Source organism: Streptomyces sp. NPDC035033 (assembly GCF_040636735.1).
Classification (GTDB): Bacteria; Actinomycetota; Actinomycetes; order Streptomycetales; family Streptomycetaceae; genus Streptomyces.
The window spans coordinates 18091-38563 of the sequence record NZ_JBEZUZ010000015.1; the positions used below are offsets into that span (position 1 = coordinate 18091).

Sequence of the window (20473 nt, forward strand, 5' to 3'; positions counted from 1 at the left end):
GGGAAGCCCCAGATCGACAGGCTTCCGCGCCTTAAGACGCGCTGCATCAGCTTGTTCGGCGCGTACGAGTCACCCGGTCGTGGGCACTGGCGTGCGGCGATGGATCGCGGCCCTGAGCACTGCTCTCCCACCGCCGACGATGCCTGTCAGCTCACCCACTCGCCGACGACCGTCCACTCCTTGGACAGATCGCTCGCTCGATGCTTGCGGATCTCGTCCTTCATCTCCGCGGCCGTGGCATCCCTCCCGGTGAAGGGGCATCCGCCGCGCGCGTGACTCATCGGCAGCACGCATTCCTCAGGCGAACACACTCGAAGTTCACGTCGTCTGCTTGGCATGCCCGCACTCTCCCACAACACCCACCGCCCACCCCGAGACGGCGGTTACCGGAGGTCAGCGGGTGCCCAGCGAGCGGCGGTGCGGCGGCGGCGCATCCCGCCGGAGTAGCCGGCGACCTGGCGGTCGGCGGCGTCCATCCGGCCGAAGCGTTCGAGCAGCTCGGGCGACCGTTCCTCTCAGCGCGTTCAGGTCCAGACCCCGCAGGGCACGGGTATCGCCGAAGGATGTGTGCAGCCCTTCGGCGACCACGATCTGATCAGGCTCGACCCCTCCACCGGATGCCTCGTACGCGGTCATGACCGACCCCGGCTGGCACGGACCTGGACGACTGGCTCAGCTCCCGCCGTCCAGCCGCGGAGCTTCTCGGGGTTACGGATCACCCAGAGGCACTTGATCTTCCGGTCGACGACGTCGAACGCGAACACCGTCACGATGACGCCGTCCTGCTCCGCCACCACGCCGGGCTGGCCGTTGACCGTACGTTCCAGGAACGCCATGTCGCCGGGCCTGCGGCGGGCGATCTCGACCAGGGCGCGCGCGACCTGCTCACCGCCTTCGATGGGGTCCAGGAAGGTGACGGCGAGGCCGCCCCCGTCGCCGATCGCCGTGGCGTCGGGGTCGAGAAGGCCGATGAGGGCGTCGATGTCCTTCGCTTCCCATGCCTGCTTGAAGTCTCCGACGATGCCGGCGCGTTCGGCCGACGAGGGCGCGGAGGCCTGTGCGGCCCGGACCCGGCGGCGGGCCGACGAAGCCAGCTGGCGGCATGCCGCCGGCGTGCGGCCGACGATCTCGGCCACTTCTGCGAAGGGGTAGCGGAAGACGTCGTGCAGGATGAACGCGACGCGTTCGGCCGGAGTCATGGATTCGAGTACGACCAGAAAGGCAAGGTTCACCGACTCGTCCAGGGTGACCCGATCAGCCGGGTCGACGGCCTCGCCGCCCGGCCGCCCGCTGATCCACTCCGTCGGTTCGGGCAGCGGTTCGGGAAGCCAATGCCCCACGTAGGTCTCGCGCCGGGCCCGTGCCGAACTGAGCACATTGAGGCAGATGCGGCTGGTGACCGTGGTCAGCCAGGCACCGGGGGACTCGATGGCGTCCTGCTGCCGCCGAGACATGGCGTACCACCGGGTGTATGTCTCCTGCACGGCGTCCTCGGAGTCGGCGAGGGAGCCCAGCAACCGGTAGGCGAGATTGATCAGATGGCGGCGCTCGCTCATGATCGCGTCGAGTCCTGGATCCGGCCGGCGCAGTTCTGGCACGGACGGTGTGGTCATCGTGACGGCTCCTCGGTCGTGTCTGCCCTACGCCTCACCGACAAGACAGCGTGCCGAAATGTGAGGCCGCCGCGTCACCTGACATTCCACGGCGCCGTGTTGTCGAACAGTCGAGACGAACTCGCCCACCCCGCCGCGTCGTCGGCGGCAGCACTGCAAGGAGACACCATGAGCCTGTTCCGGCTTGACGCCAGCATCCTTCCCGACACCTCGGCCAGCGCCGAACTGGCCGACATCGTCGAAGCGCAGTGGACCGCGGCCCACCCGGACAAGCCGGTGGTGCGCCGCCATCTGGGCACCGATCCGCTGCCCGCCGACGCCTGGGCACAGGCCCACGCCGGTGCCTCGACGCCCGACGCCGACCGCACTCCCGCCCAGCGCGACGCCCGCCTGCTGGCCGAGTCGCTCGTCGCGGAGCTGGAGATCGCCGAGGCGGCGGTGCTGGCCGTGCCGCTGTACAACTTCGGTGTCTCCCAGCACTTCAAGACCTGGGTCGACCTGGTCATCGCCGGGGCGCCCCTGGGCAGTCCGGTACTCAAGGACAAGCCGACCGTCCTGGTCACCGTGCGGGGAGGTGGCTACGGCCCCGGCACTACCCGCGACGGCTGGGACCATTCCACTCCTTACCTCAAGCGCATCCTCGCCGACGTGTGGCAGGCCGACCTCACCGTCATCGAACGCGAGCTCACTCTCGCCGCCACCGCCCCCGGCATGGAACACCTCCAAGACCTCGCCGCCGACCTCCACGCCGAGGCCATGGCCGCGGCGCGCGACGCCGGCCGTGAAACCGCGGCCAGGTGACACCGCCCGCTCCGGTGCGCCTCACGGTCGTCTCGAACCATCGCCCTGCGATCGCTGAGGTATGTGGCTGACAGACGGGGCCGTGTTCCGGCGCCGGACGCCTGGGCGATGGCCTGCCGGCTGCTGAGCTTGTGCGCGCACCTGCCGTACGCGGAGTCCGGCAAGCTCAAGCCCGGGGCCCCTCCGCCTAAAGCGTGTTGCAGAAGGTTGTGCCCGGGCAGGTCAGGGTCGGTTTTGGGGGCGGTCCGGTCATGCGGCGAGGGCGAGGTTGTGCATGTGGGCGACGGCCTGGACCGCGTGGTGAAGGCCGCTGCCGCGCTGCCGGCAGTCGCGGAGGACCTTGTAGTGCTTCATGCGGGCGAAGGCGTGCTCGACGCGGGCCCTGATCCGTCGGTGTTCGGCGTTGTCCTCTTCCTCGCCGGGCAGCAGGGCCCGCCCGGGGCGTTTGCGGTGTGGGACGACGAGTCCGGTATTGATGTAAGCACCGTCGCCGAGGACGGTCACGCCGTCACACTGATCGGCCAGGCCGGAGTCCCGCCACGCTTTCGCGTCCGCGGTGTTGCCGGGCACCGGCCGGGCCGCGGCGACGACCAGTTCGGTGCCGGCGTCGATGATGACCTGCACGTTCGCCGAGAACCGGTAGTTGCGCGAGGACGCGCCGACCTTCCGGTCACGGACCGGGACCAGGGTGCCGTCCACGATCCACAGCCGCTCGGCCGCATCGACGGGACGGGCGGCCGGCTCGATCGCGAGCAGCGGCCGCAGCCGCTGGATGACTCGGCACACCGTCGCCGGCGAAACGCCGAACAACGGCGCGAGCTGCCGCATGGTGAGGTTCGTGCGGTAGTAGACGGCCACCAGCAGAACCCGGTCCGCCAGCGGCAGACACCACGGACGGCCACCACCGGGCCCGTTACCGCCCCGCTCCCGCACGACCTTCAGCAGCCGCTCGAACTGCCGCATCCGCAGACCCGTGAACGTCTCCACCCACAACGGCTCAGCCCTCAACACCCCACGCATACAAGGGAAATGCCCGGATCGAAGCCTTCTGCAACACGCTCGCAGCTCGGTCTCGCGGGCGGCGGCGGCCGCGGCGTCGGCGGCGAGCTCGGCCTGGACGACGGCGTCGGTGTCCGGTACACGGTGCCGACGGGCGCGGCGGCGAGCAGCTGGTCGAGGCGCTCCCACTCCGCGAGCTCCGCCCGGCCGCGGACGTCGTCGGCCAGGTCCTCGTGGCGGGAGTCCTGGCGTGCGTCGAAGCGGGCGTCGTCGAGGGCCGCCGCGACGGCGGCGGCGTCCATGCCCTTCGCCCGGCGCCGGACGGCGCGGCGGCCGATGCGGGCCGGGTCGACCGGCTCCCGGGGCGCGGCGACGCGCGGGGCGAGCGGGCGGCGGGCGGTACGCGGGGGCGGCCAGGGCGTGGTCATCGTCGGCCTCGTCTTCGTGGTTCGGATTCCGGGAGCGGGCCGCCGCCAGAGCGCTGTGCGGCGGCCCGTTGGATTGAGCCGAAGCTCAGGAGTTGTCACCAGCGGGGCCGGCTGAGCTGGTGAATGTGGACGACCGAGGCAGCCTGGTTGTCACACGCGAGGCATCCGACTTGTCACATACGCTCGTTCGGCAGTCTTTCTGTCACCAGAAAGACTGCCGGGCTGTGCATCGGAATGTGGAACTGCGGGTTTGGCCCTGGACTCACGCAGGACTTCACCCGCAGGGGTTGTGGGGCTTGACTTCGAGATTGGGAAGTTGCGTGATCGGGATAGCCATTGGGGGCTGGATGGCTGTAGCACCGGCCGGCCCCGGGCTCGGGGCGGGGCTCTCCGTACCGTACCGATGCCCGCGCCTACCCGGATCCGCAGGGGCGGGAGTGAGGGGGGCGAATTCCGCGAGGCGCGTTGGTGTCACCGGCCAGGCCGGACCCGCTGGGGCCGTAGGGGCGGCCAGGCCTCAGGCGGGGATCGGGCGGCCACGGGAGTCGAGCACCCTGGCGGCTGGCGGTTCATCGGCAGCAGGCCCCCGGATCGGTGGCGATCCGCTCCTTACGCATTGAGGTGATCGGCGCGGTGCCCGCCCGGTGGAAGGAGTCGACCAGGCTCGGGTCGTGCTCGCATAGTCCGCTGTCAGGTCGGATATAGCCGAGGCCCTTGCGGTCGACTCGTTCGTCGATCCGCAAGGGCCTCGGTTTCGGTCCGTCAGGGCTATGGCTGGACCGGGTCGCCGCTTCCCAGTTGCAGCCACCACGCGTCATCGGCGCGGGACAGCTGCACGGTCTGGGTCGTTCCGTCGGCGTACTTGAGCTCGACGCTCGCCAGGTAGGGGACGACGGGGTCGGCGACGGTCGCTCTGACCGCCTTGTCCGCCTTGCCGCCGTACTGGTCGATGAGGGCCTTTGCTGCCTGCTGCTTGGCCGTGAACCATGGCGCGCCCAGAGCGGCCATGCCCTCGTCGTCGCCGATACGCAGCCGCTGGACGTAGGCCTTGATCAGGAGCTCGGCCTCTTCGGCGACCTCCTTGGCTTCCGAGTCGGAGGACGGAGCCGCCAGGATGTCCACCTGAACCTTCGGCGAGTCGAGCAGGGAGTAGGGCTCGTCATCCCCAAGGGCCCACCAAGTGGCCCCAGCTCCCGCGAGGGCGATAGAGAGCGCCGCGGCGACGATCCACCTGGTGCGCGTGGATTCCGGCATCAGTACCACCTTGGCTTGACACGGACGATGTTGGCCCACGTGCCGCGCTGGCTCTGCACATAGACGTCGAGTCGCTGGTTGAGTCGGTTGTTGTTGTGGGCGCTGACGTAGGCCTTGCCTCCGGCCATCTTGGTCACGACTCCGGCGTGGTCCCAGCCGCCCTTGCCGCCCCAGTTGAAGAAGACGACGTCACCGACCGCAGCGTACCTCTGGTGCGTTTCCTGGTACACGGCCCCGTTGCTGTTCCTCGACAGGAACCTTTCCATGTTGTCGGCGACAGTCCACGTGTGGGACCAGAGGTAGTACACGCCGCCACCGGAGTGCGGCGGGGACATGTGCTTCGTCCGGTACCAGTTGTCGACGTTCCTCTTGTCCTTGTTCACTCCCTTCATCCGCATGCCACCGCCGAAGTGCAGCGCCTTGGAGATGTAGTTGGTGCAGTCCTGGGGGTAGTCGTGGCGGGCGTTCCAGTTGTTCCGTGCCCACGTCGCCGTGCCGTTGGCGGAGATCGAGGCGAACGGGGCGATCTGCACATCGGTGGCGGAGGAGGCGGTAGCCGTGTATGCCGTGCGCTGGGGCGGGGAGGTCGCTTCGGGCCCGTCATTGTCGACGGTTCCGTACACGACCGAGTTGAAGGCGCTCTCGTCCGTGGCCAGACGCTGTTCGACCTGCCCTGCGCTGGCCTTGCTGCGCAGCTTCGGGCTCGTGCCGGCGGAGAAGGAGTAGTAGTAGGGCCCCTCGCTCTGCTCCGGCTCGGAAGGCATGTCTGCGGCCGTCTTCTTCTCCAGCACCGTGGCCCGCAGGGTGACGGTGCCATCGGCGGCCGGCATGGCCAGGACCTCGGACAGCGTCGAGGTCATCCCCGTGTACACGAGGTCCTTGGTCCTCAGCGCGTCGCGCGTGTCGATCAGCCAGGACTCCTCGGTTGCGAGGAGGGTGGAGTACAACGCGGCGTTGGGTCGTCCCGCGACCGCGCCTTCGGAGGTGTCCTTGGCTCCGGTCACCAGTGCGGCCGTCGATGCCAGGTACTCGTTGACGGCGTCACGGTAGACCGTGGGCGCAAGGGGCGCCGCCAGGGGTGCGACTGCGTTCGTTGTGACGGTGGGGCTTGAGCCGTACGGACTGGAGGCGTGTACAGCGAAGGTGTAGGAGGCACCGTTGTCCAGGCCGGTGAACACCGCGGCCGTGCCGGTGGTGGTGCGCTGGGCCACGGTCGTACCGGTGCTGTCGACTGCCGTCACGTGGTAGGTGAGGGCGGTGTCCTCGTAGCCGCTGTCCTTGCTCGTGCCCCAAGTCACCAGTGCACCGCCGTCACCGGGACGCGAGTGCGGGGCGACCGGTGCTGACGGGGGCACCGCAGCCTCGTACTTGACGGTGAGGGTGGCTCCCGTGAAGGTGATGCCCTCGGCCGCGGGTGCGCCCTCCGGCTTGCGCAGGACGATTCCGTGGTTGGCGTCGGCCCCGCCGGTCCAGCCGATGACCAGGCCGGTGACATCGACTGCCCAGGGTGCGGTCGCTTCCACGTTCACGCCTGGAGCGGTCACATTGTCGAGGACCGCGCCGGTCTCGGAGGTCGCCCAGGGGGCGTTGAGGGCATGGACGCTTACTTCGGGGACCGTGGTGCCTGCCGTGAGCTGCAACTTCGCGTCCACCACGGTGGCGCCGGCGGGGATTCCCGAGACATCGGCCTTGAGGTAGCCGCGCCAGTTCTTGCCGGACACGGCTCCGACCTTCAGCGTGCTGCCGGTCGTCCCGGTGCAGGTCTCGGAGTCGGTGCACACCGTGGCCTTGATCAGGGGGAGGACCACGGAGGTGCCGGCGGTTGAGGCGGAAGGCTGCGCCACGGGGTTCGTGGCGATGGCGGTGTTCGCGGTCCAGGCGGAGCACTTGCCCGCGTAGCACCCGCGCATGGACCAGGCGAACGGTCCTCCCGTAGTGAGGTTCTCAGCCGGGATCTGGAAGCCGGCCCTTTCACCGTTCGGAACCAGCTGAGTGCCGAGGGTCTGGGTGGTGGCGCCGTTGTGGAGCCGGAACTGGGCCTCCACCATGCCCCCGTTCGGAGAGGTGACCACTCCGGAGACGAGGGGCGAGGCGGTGTCGGTCGCGCCGGACTGGAGGTGCTGGGGCACGTCCGCGGGCAGCACTGCGTTCGCATCCACGCGGAACGCCAGCCAGCCGGACCATGCGGAGGAAGCGACGCCGTCACTGGAACGTGCGCGGATCCTCAGGTGCGCACCGTCTGGTACGGCAGCGGACGTGGGGATCTGCACCGTGGCCAGTGCCCCGGACACGGCCTGGGCGGTCCTGCCCGTCCAGGTATACGTCGTGTCCGTGTGGGCGGGGTCGGGTTCGACCTGGAACTCCGCCGTCAGGGTCGAGCCCGCGTCGAGGTCTGCGACCTTCGCCTGCAGCGTGGGGGTGAGGGAGGAGACGGTGGGCAGCGAGGCCTCTGCCCTGAGCGGGTTGACGACCAGGTTGGCGGGAACCGCCGGCGTCGAGTTGTAGGTGACGATCAGCGACGGCTCCGAAGCGGAGTCGTGCGAGCCGTCCACGTAATTCGACGACCGGTAGCGGCGCCAGGTCAGCGGGTCGGTCTCGTCGACCGCGGCAAGGCGCACTCCATAGTTCGGCTGGCCGTCCGCCCATGCCTGGACGATGCCGTCCACGTCCCACGACACGTGGCCGCCTGGGCAAGTGGCGTTGTACCCCTTGGCGACCTTCGAGACGGGAGCCCCCACACTGGTCGTGGCCGGCTGGGCGGACCAGGTGATCCCGGACGGATCCCAGTCAGAGGTGACGCGGCGGACCTGGATCCCGGCGTTGTTCGTCGAGCATGACGAGGACCAATGGGAGAACAGCCGGAGGTCAGCGTCGACCACGCTCTTGCCGGCGAACCTTGAGGTGTCGAACTTCAGATACGAGCGTGCTCGCTCGGTTCCGTTGTACGTGCCGGCCTTGAGCTCGGTGGATCCGCGCTGCGAGGCAGGGTAGGCCGCGTCCTGGACCCAGGTGTCCGTCAAGGGGCCCAGTAGGGTGTTCGTCGGGTCGATCGTGACCGGGTAGGTGACGTCCGGATTCTTCAGGAAGCCCGAGTCCGGCTTCAGGACCAGTGTCTGGTCTCCGGCCGGTCCCTCCACCGAAGCTGTGACATCACTGACGTGCTCGGGCTCATTGGCTGCAGGGCGTTCGTCGGCACCCCACATCATCGGTACCGGGGCCGCGGCGATGTCCTTGCCGTCTGCGCTCTCCCACAGCAGGCGCTCATCCGCGGTCTCGCGAAGCTTGAGCCCTTCGGCGGCCACGGGGATCCGGAGCTCGACCTGCTCCGTCGGGCGCTCGTTGAGGATCAGCAGGTGTGAGAAGCCCTCGGGTAGTGCGGTGACCACCAGGTCGGCGTTCGGCTGGACGTTCTTGTACGTCGCGGTGTTGCCGTCGAGTACGGGGCGGGGCAGCGGCCCGTCCCAACCGAGTCCGAGGGATCTGGCGCCTTCGGTGACCTCGGCCAGAGGCCCTTCCCCACCGTCGGAGAACTGGATCTCCGCAGCGGCCTGCTTGGGCTGTACAGCGCCGTTCCGGAACACCAGGGTGGTGTCGACGTCCTGCCAGTCGCCGGATTCGTCCTTTACGCGGACGGGTCCGGTGGTCGACTCCTCGGTCAGGGTGCCGTCCGGATTCGCGTACGTGATCGACGACTCGGTGCGAAGCGGCTCGATCTCCACCCGCTGTCCCAGGAGGGCCGCACGTGCTCGTGCGACTCCTGCCGCCTGGTCCGTGCTCTGCGTCTGGGCCTCTGCGGATGCTGCGGGCAGCACCCGATGGAGTGGTGCGCTGGACACCAGGCCCGTTTCGACGGCAAGGAATCCGGCCATCGACCACGCCATGCTCTGAACCGCTATGGCACGCAGCGGTCTTCTTCTCTTCCCCAAGACCTATCCCCCCTATATTCACTCGCCGGAATGGGCGATTTCGGGATTCTTACATGATCGACTTGCCTCCTCGAAAAATTTCGGAGACTGAGACGCGAAACACAGAGAGAGCAGTCGAGCGGGTTCGACCGTGCCATGATTTCCGTTATACAAAAAGAACATTGAAGATCCGTTCGGCGGTTTCACGACAATAAAGACAAATACGACTAAACTCGTACACTCGACCCTTAAGACCGTGTCCTATGTGGTGAGGCGGTCGTTGGGGTTGTCATGGGGCGGGGTACGTGGAGTTGGATTGTTCCGGACGGGTTGTGGGAGATCGCGAAGCCGTTGATCCCGCCTTCTCGGGTGCGGCCGCAGGGCGGTGGGACGCCGGACACGCCTGATGAGACGCTGTTCGCCGCGATCATCTACGTGTTGGTCAGCGGATGTGCCTGGCGGGCCTTGCCGCCCTGTTTCGGCGTCTCGAAGTCCACGGCCCATCGCCGGTTCCTGATCTGGTCCAGGGCCGGAGTGTGGGGCCGGCTGCACGAGGAGATCCTGTACCGCCTCGACGACGCCGGCCTGCTCGACCTGTCCCGAGCGGTTCTCGACTCCGCCCATGTGAGGGCGAAAAAGGGGGCGAACTCACCGGTCCGAGCCCCGTGGACCGGGGCAAAGCGGGTTCCAAGATGCACGTCCTGTCGGACGCGAACGGCCTGCCCCTCCTCGTCGGAGTCTCGGCCGCCAACACCCACGACAGCCAGGCCCTGAAGCCCATGGTCCTCGGCCACCAAACGAGACACGACCCCCACCGAGGCCGGAACTTCAAACCCCAGCGTCTGCACGCCGACAAGGCCTACGACATACCTGAACTGCGGAAATGGCTCCGCGGGAAACGCATCGGCGTCCGCATCGCCCGCAAGGGCATCGAGTCGTCAGAACGCCTGGGACGCCGCAGGTGGGTGATCGAGCGAACCATGTCCTGGCTCACCGGCTACCGCCGGCTCAACCACCGCTACGAACGACACCCCCGCAACTACCTGGCCTTCCTCGGCCTCGCCGCAGCCATCTGCTGCTACAACCGACTCCTCCGCCTCACCACATAGGACACGGTCTTAGCGGTGGTGCGCCGAGGGGTGCGGTTCCGCCTGGTCTTCACATTCGCTCATCGGCCGCGAGGGTGATGGTCTGCTGATGTGGCAGCAGACCGGCGATGGCTTGGATGGTGTCGGTCATGTGCTCGCGGCGGCCGTGGTGGCGGGCGAGCGCTCGCCAGTTCTTCAGGTGTGTGATGCCGTGCTCGACTCGGATGCGGCGGGAGGAGTGAGCTTTGCGCCGGCGTTCGTGCATCTCCTCGTACCAATCAGGAGCGTCCTTCTTGAACTTGCGATGTGGCGGCGTCACGACCCGGCCGCCGGTCTGGGCGCCGAGCCCCTGATAGCCGGCATCGGCAAGGATTTCGACGACGGGCCCGTCTGTCAGCAGCTTGACCAGCCCCAACTGGCGGGCGTGAGTGATATCCGCGCAGTTGGCCGGCTGGGCCAGGCTGCAGAACAGCAGCCTTCCGTCGGCGTCCGTGACGACCATGGACTTCACCGCGTTCTGTTTGTTCTTGCCGGAGATGAACTTCTCCCGGTCCTTGCGTCCCGCGGCGGGCCTGCGGACCCGGATCTCGGTACCGTCGATGATCCCGGTCTGTCCGCTCGCGCCGAGATGGTCGATGACCTCGGCGAGACTACGCAGTCGGACGCCAGGCGCGATGGTGCAGCCTCTTTCGGAGAGCAGTGGCCGCACCTCAGCGATGGCACGCGTGATGGTGGAACGGTCGACATCGAACCAGCAGGCAGCACATCATGGGTGGCACCGTGGCGAAGGTGAACGAGTGTGGCCAGGAGCCGGTCGACGAAGACCAGCTTGTGTTTCGCCCCGGCGCCGTGGTCGCGACGCGAGCCCGGTCTGATGCCGTTCATGCCACAACGGGCCGACCCCTGAGACGAGTTCAGCGATCACCTCGGGCGTCACCCGTGTTCTGTCGGCTTCGGATGATCGCCGCACGTGCCCGGTTCCCCGCCACACAAACCATGATCGACGATTACAGCCTCGACACACCACCGCTAACCACGCACGAGCTCGTTAGATGAACGGACCGTCGAGTACCGCGTATTCACACCACGCCCCGATCGCGTACTGCTTCGAATACAGCCCGCCTTCCGCCACCTGCTCCGGAGACCATTCGTCCGGCCCCGGGTCGAGGTCCAGTACGCACCGTTCCGATGTGCAGTCCATTTTCAGTCCGTCCGAGAGGACGAAATATGTCTGCTGCACGCTGCAGGGGAATTGATATTCGAAGACGCCTCGAACAACGAGCTGGACCAAGCGCCATTCGTTGCCAGCCACCGTGTCCACCGCCTGGATGTCAAACGCGGCGAACCGGCCGGCCGCTCCCCCCCTGGGAAGATGCAGTCGAATCCCGGTTATCACACCGTCCTCGAAATTCCCAAATCTTTCCACGAATTTCTTCGAGTTCTCTGCGAAGAGCCTCACGAAGGTCATCTACTTTCCGTTCTCGAGCGCCGTCCGTCAGCGCTGCCTCGGCCTCAGGCCCCAGCCCGGAGGGAGGTCGGCCGCCGGCACGTGGGGAGCGCCGGGACCGTGCCCGGAAACAACGCCGGGCGTTTCGAAAACGTGCCCGTGCGGGCCGTCGGTTCCGGGGTGGGTCTTGAAGTCGAAGTGCCCGACGGCATCACCGTTCTCGTTGTAGATCGTATTCTGGACGGGCGTTCCGTCCTTCCCGGTCCTCGTGTAGACGGAATTCGGGGTCTGACCGGTCAGCGACTGACTTCCCACGCCTGAGGTGTGGCCGCCCGACGGCAATCCGTTCTCGTCGAGCGGCATCCGATAAGGCTTGCAGTTGTGAACGAGGACGGAAGTATTCCCCGCCAGCACATAGTACGTGTGCAGGTCATCCACCGTCAGGTTGTGGACCCGCTGGTGCTGGGTCCACGCACGCACGGCGCCGACCTGGACGTAGGAGCCGTTTCCGGTCTGCAGCAGCGTTCCGGGGACGATTTCCTTGGCGTAGAGCCACTTGCCGGGTCCGGGCGCCCAGAACGGGTGGTTGTCCGTCGCGACGACCTTGCCCGGATGTCCGTCGGGGTCGGTGACGGTGATCTCGACCAGGTTCTTCTGGCCCTCACCGGTGATGAGTGCAGTGACCGTGCGCGGGCCGGTCTCTCCGGTCACCGGGTCGGTGGCGATGACCTTGTCGCCGGTATGTACCCGGGCCATGGCCCTGGGGCTACCATCGGCCATCACAACCATGGTGTCCGGGGTGAAGCTGTTGCCGGTGGCGCAGCCCCCCGCCTTGGTGTCGGCGCCCTTGGAGGTCGATCCGCTGTCGGCCGGTTTCGGTGCGGGCGGGCTGTCAGCCGCCTTCGGTACGGGTGCGGTGTCGGCGGCCTTGGCCGTCGTCGCCGCGTCGCCGGCGTTGTTGGCGGTCTTGGCGGCCTGCGTGGCGTCGAGTGCCTTGTTGCCGTACTTGGCGGCGTTCGCCGCGTAGCCCGCGCCCGGGATGGCCGAGGCGGCGGAGAGGCCGGCGTTGACGTAGTCGCCTTCCGCGGCGTACCAGCCGGCGTTGGCCAGGTCGGCGGCCTCACCGACGACCGGGACCATGCCGACGACGTCGAGCGAGGTGTGGCCGATCGTCTTCCAGGACGGCATCTTCGGCCACTTGCCGGTCGGGTCGGTGAGCTTGACCGGGTTGTTGTGGGTGTAGGTGTAGGCGGCGAGGTTGCGCGGCTCGGCGATGCCGCCCGCCATGTCACCGTCGAGGTAGTCGGGCAGCGCCGGGTCGGTGCTCGCCCAGAGCTGGGTCCGTGGGTTGTAGTAACGGGCTCCGTAGTAGTAGAGCCCGGTCTCCGCGTCGAGTTCCTTGCCGGTGAACTGGTAGGGCGTGTCCGCCTGTCCGGTCCGTTCCTCCACCCAGGTCTCCCCGTACGGGAAGTACTCCAGGTGCTCGGTGACCTTGCCCTGCTTGTCGGTGACGTAGCCGGAGGAGCCGATGTGGTCGGCGTGGAAGAACTGCTGGGCGTCCTCGGAGCCGGTGGTCGCGACGGTCTTGGTCGTCACCCGGCTGTCACCGACGAAGACGTGCTTGTAGCCGGTGGTGTCGCGTTCGCTGTAGTACCGGTTCGGGTACAGCGAGAGTCCCTCCTCGCTCCGCTTGACCAGGCGGTCGCCCTTGTCGTCGTAGACGTAGGAGACGGTGGCGCCGGCGCAGCCGTTCGGGTCCTGCGCGAGGGTGCCGGTCGCCGTGTCCTGGGTGCAGACGAGGCGGTTCTCCTCGTCCCACACGTACTGCCGGCGCTTGTCGGCGACGCCGGTGTTGACCGTGCCCGTCAGGTTGCCGTTGGCGTCGTAGGCATGGCCGACCGGACCGACCTTGGTGGGGGCGTGCGGTGCGGTGCCGTCGTAGGCGTACGTGTAGGCGTAGGTGGTCCGGTCCTGGACGTCGATCGGGTTGGACGGGTCGTCGACCGGTTCGATCGGCCCGGCACTGCCGGCTTCGACCGGGAAGGCCGGGGTGCCGCCGGTGACCTCGTGGGTCTGCGTCTTGTTCGTCGTGTTGTGGATCGAGTCGTAGGCCAGGCTCAGCGTGTACGTGTTGACCGCATTGTTCTTGTCGGTGTACTGGCCGGACGCGGAGGTGAGCCGGTACTGGTCGTCGTATCCGTAGGTCTGGCTGCTCGGACCGCCGATGTCCCCGCCCTGCGGCACGTTGTTCGCCAGCGAGGTGATGTTGCCGATTTTGTCGTACGTGTAGCCCAGGTCCTGGAAGGCGGTTCCGCTCGGTGCCGCGGACTTCAGTGCTGCGAGTCGGCGGTCCTCGGCGTCGTAGGTGTAGGTGGTGCGCACCCCGTTGCCGGTCTGCTGCAGGATCTTCTGCCCGAACTTGTCGTAGTCGACCCGGTCCAGGTACGTGTAGCTGGTGCCGTTCTTCGATCCGGTGGCCCGGCCGACCTGGCCGCCCGAGTCGTAGTCGTAGGTCAGGACCTCGCCGTCGGGATAGGTCATCTGCAGCACGCGGTTGAAGGCGTCGTAGCGCCAGGCGGTGGTGTAGGTGCGCGGGGCGTCGCGGACCGCGGTGATCGTGCGGGTCTCCTGGATCACCTCGCCCAGCGCCCCGTAGGCGCGCTTCACGGTTCCCGCCGCGTCGCGGATCGCGGTGACGCGCGAGGCCGCGTTGTCCGGTGCGCCGGGGGCTCCGTACTCGTAGGAGACGTTGTTCTCCGGGAACGTCGGGTAGCGGATGGCCTTCAGCCGGGAGTACTCGTAGTCGTACTCGACGGCCTTGGCCGCTGCCCGCAGGTTCGCGGTGACCTTCGAGGTGACGTTCCCGGCGAGGTCGTAGCGGGTCTCGGTGCGCCCGGCGTCCGGGCTGTCGAACGAAACGCGGCGTCCCAGTGCGTCGTAGCCGGCGCGCGTGACGTTGTTCTTGTCGTCGGTGATCGTCGTGATCTGGCCCATGGGGTCGTACGCGTAGCTGGTCCAGATCGCCGAGGAGCCGTTGAACTCCTTCACCGAGGTGGTGGCACCCCGGACGTCGGTGTAGGTGCGGCGCTCCTTGCCGTTGCCGTCGGTCACCGTCCGCTCGAAGCGAATCGTGCCCGCCCTGTCCTCGCCGAAGCCGTATCCGGTGCTGGTGGTGACTCCGTCCGGTTGCACGGTCCTGACCGACCGGTCCAGGACGTCGAAGGTTTCCTTCGTGGGCGCCACGGAGTCGAAGGAGGCGTTGAACGCGGTGTTCGCGGCGCCCTTGTCCTCGGTCACCGGGTAGTACTTCTCCACGGCTCGGCCGAGGTGGTCGAACTTCAGCCGGCCGGAGACCGTCATGGCCTCGGTGGGCTCGGCCCCTGGTGAGGCGGACACCGAGGCGTCCTTCTTGGTCTGCAGGACGCGCTTGAGGCCGTCGGTGAAGGTGACGGTGTCGATGGTGTCCTCGCGTACGCCCGAGGCGGCACGGTCGAGGTGCTTGGTCGTGGCGTACGGGACGGCCGCCTCGGGGTGGTACTCGAAGGTGATCGTGGCCTGGTCGCCGTCCTGCTCGTAGGGTCCGGTCACCTTGTCGAGCCGGCCGACGCTGTCGTAGGACATCCGGAGCGGCTGGCCGTTGTGGTCGGTGTTCAGCTCGGGCAGGCCGTACTTGAGGTCGTACGCCGTGGACGAGCGGTAGCCGAAGCTGTCCTCGACGGACTCGACGTGCACGCCGACGGTGGTGTCGTAGCCGTACTCCAGCTTGTAGCGCTGCCCTTGTGCGTTCGCCGGGCCGGTCACCGATTTCAGGTTCCCGTCGGGGTGGTACGTCAGGTCGGAGACGGCCGCGGTGTCGTCGTCGAGGTACTCGCGTGTCTGGCTCACGGTGCCGGTCGCGCAGTCGACGGTGGCCTCGCGGTGGCGCAGGAGTGCGCCGGTGGCCGCGGCCTTCTGCCGTATCGCGTCGGCGATGCCGACGAGGTGCCGGTCGCGGCACTGCGTGTCGGAGCCGCTGTACGCGTAGACGGTCTCCAGGTCGTCCGCGGTGCCCTCGTCACCCGCGTCGAAGGTGCGGACGACGTTGCCGTACTCGTCGTAGGAGAGGTCGGTGAAGGTGGACTTCCCCGCGACGGCCGCGCCTTCGTAGTACTTGTCCTCGATGCGGGTGAGCTGCGGGAAGACGGTGGCGGTCCGGCTCTTCGGGTCGGCTTCCTCGCCCGTGGTGGTGTCGGTCAGCCGGTAGGTGTGGAGTGTCTCGCGGTACGGACGGCCGGCGCCGTCCTCGGTCAGCGTGCGGGCGAGCAGGCCTCGGCTCACGTATCCGTCGGTGCGGTACTCGTCGGTGACCGTGCGGCGGACGGTGTCGTCCGCATCGGTGTCGCGGTCCTCGGTCACCACACGGCCGAAGCCGAGGAACTCGCGCTCCAGCCGGTCGTAGCGCCCCTGCTCGTAGCGGTAGGTCGTGAGCCGGGTGTCGGCACCGTCGCCCGTGAGCCCGTCGAACACCGAGGTGCGGGACAGCACCCAGCGGCTCTCCGGCATGGCGGCGGTGTTGCCCGATCGGGTGTAGTCCAGGTCGATCCTGGCGCCCATCGGGCGCGACACCGAGCGCAGCAGGTTGGTGCGTCCGGCCTTGTTGACCGCGACCAGGAGTTCGTCGTCCCGGGTGGACTTGACGTGGTCGGCCAAGCCGTCGCCGTTGACGTCCCGCAGGCTGGTTTCGGCCCGGCTGATGCCGGTGGACGCGTTGGCACCGGGGTTGAAGACGAAGACGCCGACGGGAGTGGGCAGGCCGACGGTGAAGTAGACGCCCGCGCCGAGACTGGCGTTCTTGTCGACGGCGATCTGGGGGAAGCTGCCGCGGAAGGGGGTGGGCGCGGTGAAGCCGGTGCCGGTGTTGACCGCGACCTTGATCGGGTTGGTCCCGTCGGTGAACACCCGGTCGGTGAGGCCGTCGCCGTTGACGTCCGTCATGCTCGTGCTGGTGTACGAGGTGCCCAGCTCGGCGGAGAGTCCGCCGGCGAAACCGTAGCGGTCGACGTTGAACCCGAGGTTGACGCCGACGTTGCGGGTGGACGCGTCGTTGATCGCTCCGGCCGGCCAGGGTTCGCGGGCGGCGAAGGAGTAGCCGAGGTTCAACTGGACGTCGCCGTTGGAGAGCACCTTGTCCGGAAGCCCGTCCCCGTTGATGTCGAGCAGGTCGACGCGGACGTCGGACTCGCCGCCGCCGAGGCTGCCGCCGATGCCGAGCGACGGCTGGACCGAGCCGGTGGTGGCGGTGTTGGCGCTGGTACCCGCGTCGGGTGCGGCCATGCCCAGGGCACTGGCGATGGTGGCGGTCTCGCTGCCCGCGGAGAGCGACACGTTGCCGGAGACGTTGTCCGCCTCGCGGACGTTGCCGCCGAGGGTGCCGCGCGTGGCGCCGAGCGCGCCGGTCATGTCGGAGAACTGGATCTCCTTGGCGCCCACGACGTCGGGGTAGCCGTCGCCGTTGAGGTCGAGGTAGTCGACCGAACCCGCGGTGATCCCGCCGACCACGGTGCCGCCGAACGGGCCGGCCGCGAGGGTGGCCGACACCTGCCCGGTGACACCGCGGCGCATCACCGCCCGGTCGCCCGCCACGTCGGCGTCGGTGACGACGTCGATGGTGTCCGCGCCGAGGCGGGAACTCGTCGCCATCGCGGCGGTGACCCAGGAGGACTCGTCCTGGGCGGCCCAGCCGCCCTTGGCGGGAACGGGGGCGAACACCGCGAGACGCGGCATGGCGAGCCGGGGGTTCGCGGCGAAAGGCGCGACGTCCGCTTCCTTGGGCTCCTCGGGGAGGGCGTCCTTGAAGCTCTGGTCCAGCGTGAGTTCGGCCTGCTTGATCGGCTGGGTGGCACGGGCACGGTTGGCCTGGTAGCCGATCACGCCCCAGCCGCGGTAGGGCTGGGCGAAGGCACCCTGCCCGACGGAACCGTGCATGGCGCTGGGCGCCGGGGTGAAGGTCGGCCAACTGGAGGTCACGTCGTAGGTGACCGACGCGGACTGGCCGACGAGCGAGCCGAGCAGTCCGGTCTCCGTCGTGGAGTAGTCGATGTAGAGCTCGTCGCCGGCGGTGACCGGCACGGTCAGGTCCAGGTTCGTGCTGCCGAAGTAGGTGTCCTTGGCTTTGAAGATCCGCTTGCCGAGCAGTTGCCCGCCGCGTTTCTTCACCGTGAACGCGATCGGGGCGTCACCGAGGAGTCCGAAGTTGAGGGATATCTTCGGCCGCACCTTCAGCTGGCCGGTCCTGGTCGCCTTGTAGGTCTGCTGCGGCGCGGTGAGGGTGTCCGCCGGGAACATGGTCATGTCGTACGGCGGGGTGATCACCAGCGTGGGATCACCCTTGGCGTCGACGACCGACTCGACTCCCTGCGCGGCCGTGTAGTGCGCCTTCGGAGCCCAGCTCACCGCCGAGGGGTCGATCGGGGAGTCGGTCTTCAGCTTCCACGACATCTTCTCGAACATGCTGACCGGGATGCTCACGTCGATCGCGGTGGTGCCGGTCGACGCGGCGGGCAGGACCTTGCGGTACACCTCCGAGGGGGCGTGGACGCCGTTGCCCTTCTCGATCACGACGGTCACGTCGTCCGAGGTCGCCTTGGACTTGACCACGTCACCGGTCAGTCGCAGCGTGCCGTTCACCGGGACGGTCACCAGGGACGGCCTGCCGCCGAAGGTGAAGTCCGTCGACGCGCGGAACACGGTGCTCGCCAGCCCGTTCGCGTCCGTACTAGCCGGCAGGTCGGTGTAGGTGATCTCCGGGTCCCACGCCACGGTGTCGTACTTGCCGTCCAGGATGGACTGGGTACGGAAGTACAGCGCGTCGCCCTTCTTCACCGGAATCGACGCCACGTTGCCCGGGGTGAACTCGGTGTGGTCGTCGGGTCCGATCCGCTGCGCCCAGAGTTCGGTGTCCTTGTGCTGGATGGTGACCCGCACGCCGTCGGCCTTGGTGTAGGCCGCCCGCGCCGGCGAGGGGTCCTGGGTCAGCTGCACGTCGCCGTCCACGCGGACGTTGCCGTCGAACGGCGCGACCCAGCGGCGCACCGTGTCCAGGAGCGGCGAGTTGTCCACCTGCTGGTTGAACTGGGCGGTCTGATCACCGACGATCTCGCCGGTCACCGCGCCGGCCCCGATCGGCACCGGGGTGCGGGTGGAGTCCGCGCTGTAGGCGGGTTGCCCCTGGGCGTCCAGGTAGCCGAAGAGCACGCCGCCGTTGTTCACCAGGTCGGTAATGCCGTCGCCGTTGACGTCGCTGAAGAACCGGTCCGAGGTGGTCGTGGTGCCCACGAAGTCCAGCTGGGCCGAGGTGGTGAGGACGTACGACTCGACGCCGATGGTGCCGGACAGCGTGCGCTCGGTCGAGATCCCCGGAAGGCCGGTGAGCTTGATCGGCGTGTCGCCGAACTTCGGCTCACCCCCTGGCCTGGCCAGATTGGGCCGGTAGAACACGTCCTTGTTCTTGCGGAACACCTTGTCCGGCAGGTTGTCGCCGTTCACATCGGTCAGCGTCGACAGGCCGTCGGACTGGCCCGCGCTGAAGCCGACCTTCAGCCCGACGGAGCCCTCCTTGGTCGGCAGTCCCTGCACGTTGTAGCCCGCGAACAGGTGCGCGCCGAAGTTGGCCGACGTGTTCGCCGAGATCGTGCTGGCCTCGCCTTCGCGGATGTTCACCCCGAGGTCGTCGTCCGGCACCGACCACCCCGCCGCGTCGGCGAACGCGTCGTAGTTTCCCGACCGATCGCGCACGTCGTCGAAGTAGTCGAACGTGTGGGTGTTGAACAGCTGGTTGCTCTCGCTGAACTGCGACACCGAGGTGAGCAGCGTCTTGGCGAACGCGCCGGTCCGGTAGTTCAGCTCGTAGGCGCGGATCAGCTGGTCGTCCAGCTTGACCTCGACGCGCCGCAGCAGGTCGGCGGTGACCTTCTTGAACCCGTACCTGGCGTCGATCCGCACGTCCGCCCGGCGGGGCTCGCCGCGCTCACGGTCCCGGACGAACGTCACCGAGTACCTGCCGTCGGTGTCGCCGCGGCCGGTGTAGGTGATCTTCTGCGGGTACAGGTCGCTGCCCGGCACCGTGGAGCCCCTCGTGCCGCCGTCGGCCACCTTGGCGTACCGGTAGCGCAGGACGTTGTCGTTGCCGTCGCGAACCTCCCGCGCCGCCCAGGTGGCGACGCGGCCCTCGCCGTCGGCCAGCGTGCTGTCGGTCGTGCCGCCGAAGACCGTGCGGACACCCTGCTTGTCGGTGACCTCCCACCAGTAGTTCGCGGGGCTGTCACCATGGCGCACGATCCGGTCGAACGAGCCTTCCACCCGGGAGTGGAACACCTTTTCCGCGGTGCGCGCCTGCAACGCGCCCCGGTGCGCCACCGGGGTCAACTGCTCGCCGTTGAGCAGGTAGGTCTCGGTCTCAAGGCCGGCGTCGTAGCGCGGTACACCCCACCGCGTGTCGACCGTGATCACCGGGGTGGTGAGGTCCCACCCCACACCGAGCCACCCGTTCGCCCCTGACGAGTTGTAGGTGAGGGACAGACTCGGCTCCAGGCCCGAGCGCCCCTTCGGCACCTCCAGGGGGTACGACAACCTCGCGTCACCGCTGTTGTTCGCCGCAGGTGCCTCGATCAGGTTCACCCCGGAGCCGGGATCGGCCGCCTTGATGTCCTTGATCTGGTTCGGGTTGAACGACGTACCCTCCGGCCCCTCCGGCCCGGTGACCGCCGCCCCGGCGTCCGGCACCGCCGCGGCAACGCTGCGCAGCAGTTCGGGCGAGGTCATCCCCGACATGGTGAGCACCATGGCCAGAATGATGGTCACGGCCGTTCGGCCGCGGACCACGCGATGGACAGTCATCAAAGAGCCCCCGTACCGTCGGACGTCCCCGAAGCGCGAGTCGTCCAACGACCCCCACCCCCTG

The 20473-nt window shown here is 68.2% G+C and carries 11 protein-coding genes and 1 pseudogene; 2 read left to right on the forward strand and 10 right to left on the reverse strand.

The window, feature by feature from the left end; genetic code table 11:
- Nucleotides 1–146: 146 nt before the first annotated feature.
- The 3 genes and pseudogenes from AB0E83_RS09240 to sigJ form a co-directional block, all read right to left on the reverse strand.
- Nucleotides 147–281: a hypothetical protein gene (locus AB0E83_RS09240; protein ID WP_362108224.1), complete on the reverse strand. Its 135-nt coding sequence runs from the start codon at nucleotides 279–281 to the stop codon at nucleotides 147–149.
- A 141-nt stretch (nucleotides 282–422) separates the two neighbouring features.
- Nucleotides 423–509: pseudogene (locus AB0E83_RS09245) on the reverse strand (daunorubicin/doxorubicin resistance ABC transporter ATP-binding protein DrrA); the annotation flags it as partial.
- 123 nt (nucleotides 510–632) lie between these two features.
- Entirely contained in the window at nucleotides 633–1613 is a 981-nt protein-coding gene (gene sigJ, locus AB0E83_RS09250; RefSeq protein WP_362108226.1) for an RNA polymerase sigma factor SigJ, read from the reverse strand.
- Between the two features lie 168 nt (nucleotides 1614–1781).
- Here sigJ and AB0E83_RS09255 point away from each other — a divergent pair, with 168 nt between their 5' ends.
- Nucleotides 1782–2414 (forward strand): NAD(P)H-dependent oxidoreductase, encoded by a 633-nt coding sequence (locus tag AB0E83_RS09255; RefSeq protein ID WP_362108228.1) that lies wholly within the window; start codon nucleotides 1782–1784, stop codon nucleotides 2412–2414.
- Nucleotides 2415–2663: 249 nt separating this feature from the next.
- On the opposite strand, the gene AB0E83_RS09260 is transcribed toward AB0E83_RS09255, so the two are convergent.
- From AB0E83_RS09260 to AB0E83_RS09275, 4 genes are all read right to left on the reverse strand, one after another.
- On the reverse strand, nucleotides 2664–3434 hold the full coding sequence (locus tag AB0E83_RS09260) for a transposase family protein (protein WP_362108230.1): 771 nt from the start codon (nucleotides 3432–3434) through the stop codon (nucleotides 2664–2666).
- A complete protein-coding gene (locus AB0E83_RS09265) occupies nucleotides 3419–3841 on the reverse strand; it encodes a hypothetical protein (protein ID WP_362108232.1) in 423 nt (140 codons plus the stop codon). The genes AB0E83_RS09260 and AB0E83_RS09265 overlap by 16 nt, the downstream gene beginning before the upstream one ends.
- Nucleotides 3842–4609: 768 nt before the next feature.
- Complete coding sequence (locus AB0E83_RS09270) at nucleotides 4610–5095, reverse strand: hypothetical protein (protein WP_362108234.1); 486 nt, start codon at nucleotides 5093–5095, stop codon at nucleotides 4610–4612.
- Nucleotides 5095–8814 (reverse strand): DNRLRE domain-containing protein, encoded by a 3720-nt coding sequence (locus AB0E83_RS09275; RefSeq protein WP_362108236.1) that lies wholly within the window; start codon nucleotides 8812–8814, stop codon nucleotides 5095–5097. Before AB0E83_RS09275 ends, AB0E83_RS09270 begins: the two co-directional genes overlap by 1 nt.
- A gap of 477 nt (nucleotides 8815–9291) precedes the next feature.
- On the opposite strand from AB0E83_RS09275, the gene AB0E83_RS09280 reads away from it, so the two are divergent.
- Nucleotides 9292–10109 (forward strand): IS5 family transposase gene (locus tag AB0E83_RS09280; RefSeq protein ID WP_362108238.1). Its coding sequence is split into 2 segments (ribosomal slippage): nucleotides 9292–9634 and nucleotides 9634–10109, totalling 819 coding nucleotides; the frame shifts between segments, so codons are not numbered across the junction.
- A gap of 49 nt (nucleotides 10110–10158) precedes the next feature.
- On the opposite strand, the gene AB0E83_RS09285 is transcribed toward AB0E83_RS09280, so the two are convergent.
- From AB0E83_RS09285 to AB0E83_RS09295, 3 genes are all read right to left on the reverse strand, one after another.
- Entirely contained in the window at nucleotides 10159–10797 is a 639-nt protein-coding gene (locus AB0E83_RS09285) for a transposase family protein (RefSeq protein WP_362108240.1), read from the reverse strand.
- A 339-nt stretch (nucleotides 10798–11136) separates the two neighbouring features.
- Entirely contained in the window at nucleotides 11137–11556 is a 420-nt protein-coding gene (locus tag AB0E83_RS09290; RefSeq protein WP_362108242.1) for a hypothetical protein, read from the reverse strand.
- Between the two features lie 27 nt (nucleotides 11557–11583).
- Nucleotides 11584–20373, reverse strand: coding sequence for a SpvB/TcaC N-terminal domain-containing protein (locus AB0E83_RS09295; RefSeq protein ID WP_362108244.1), 8790 nt, complete (start codon nucleotides 20371–20373; stop codon nucleotides 11584–11586).
- Nucleotides 20374–20473: the final 100 nt, after the last annotated feature.

Excerpts from the sequence above, each read along its gene's own strand:
- AB0E83_RS09240 (WP_362108224.1), bottom strand. The coding sequence starts at position 281 with ATGAGTCACGCGCGCGGCGGATGCCCCTTCACCGGGAGGGATGCCACG.
- sigJ (WP_362108226.1), bottom strand. The coding sequence starts at position 1,613 with ATGACCACACCGTCCGTGCCAGAACTGCGCCGGCCGGATCCAGGACTC.
- AB0E83_RS09255 (WP_362108228.1), top strand. The coding sequence starts at position 1,782 with ATGAGCCTGTTCCGGCTTGACGCCAGCATCCTTCCCGACACCTCGGCC.
- AB0E83_RS09260 (WP_362108230.1), bottom strand. The coding sequence starts at position 3,434 with ATGCGTGGGGTGTTGAGGGCTGAGCCGTTGTGGGTGGAGACGTTCACG.
- AB0E83_RS09265 (WP_362108232.1), bottom strand. The coding sequence starts at position 3,841 with ATGACCACGCCCTGGCCGCCCCCGCGTACCGCCCGCCGCCCGCTCGCC.
- AB0E83_RS09270 (WP_362108234.1), bottom strand. The coding sequence starts at position 5,095 with ATGCCGGAATCCACGCGCACCAGGTGGATCGTCGCCGCGGCGCTCTCT.
- AB0E83_RS09290 (WP_362108242.1), bottom strand. The coding sequence starts at position 11,556 with ATGACCTTCGTGAGGCTCTTCGCAGAGAACTCGAAGAAATTCGTGGAA.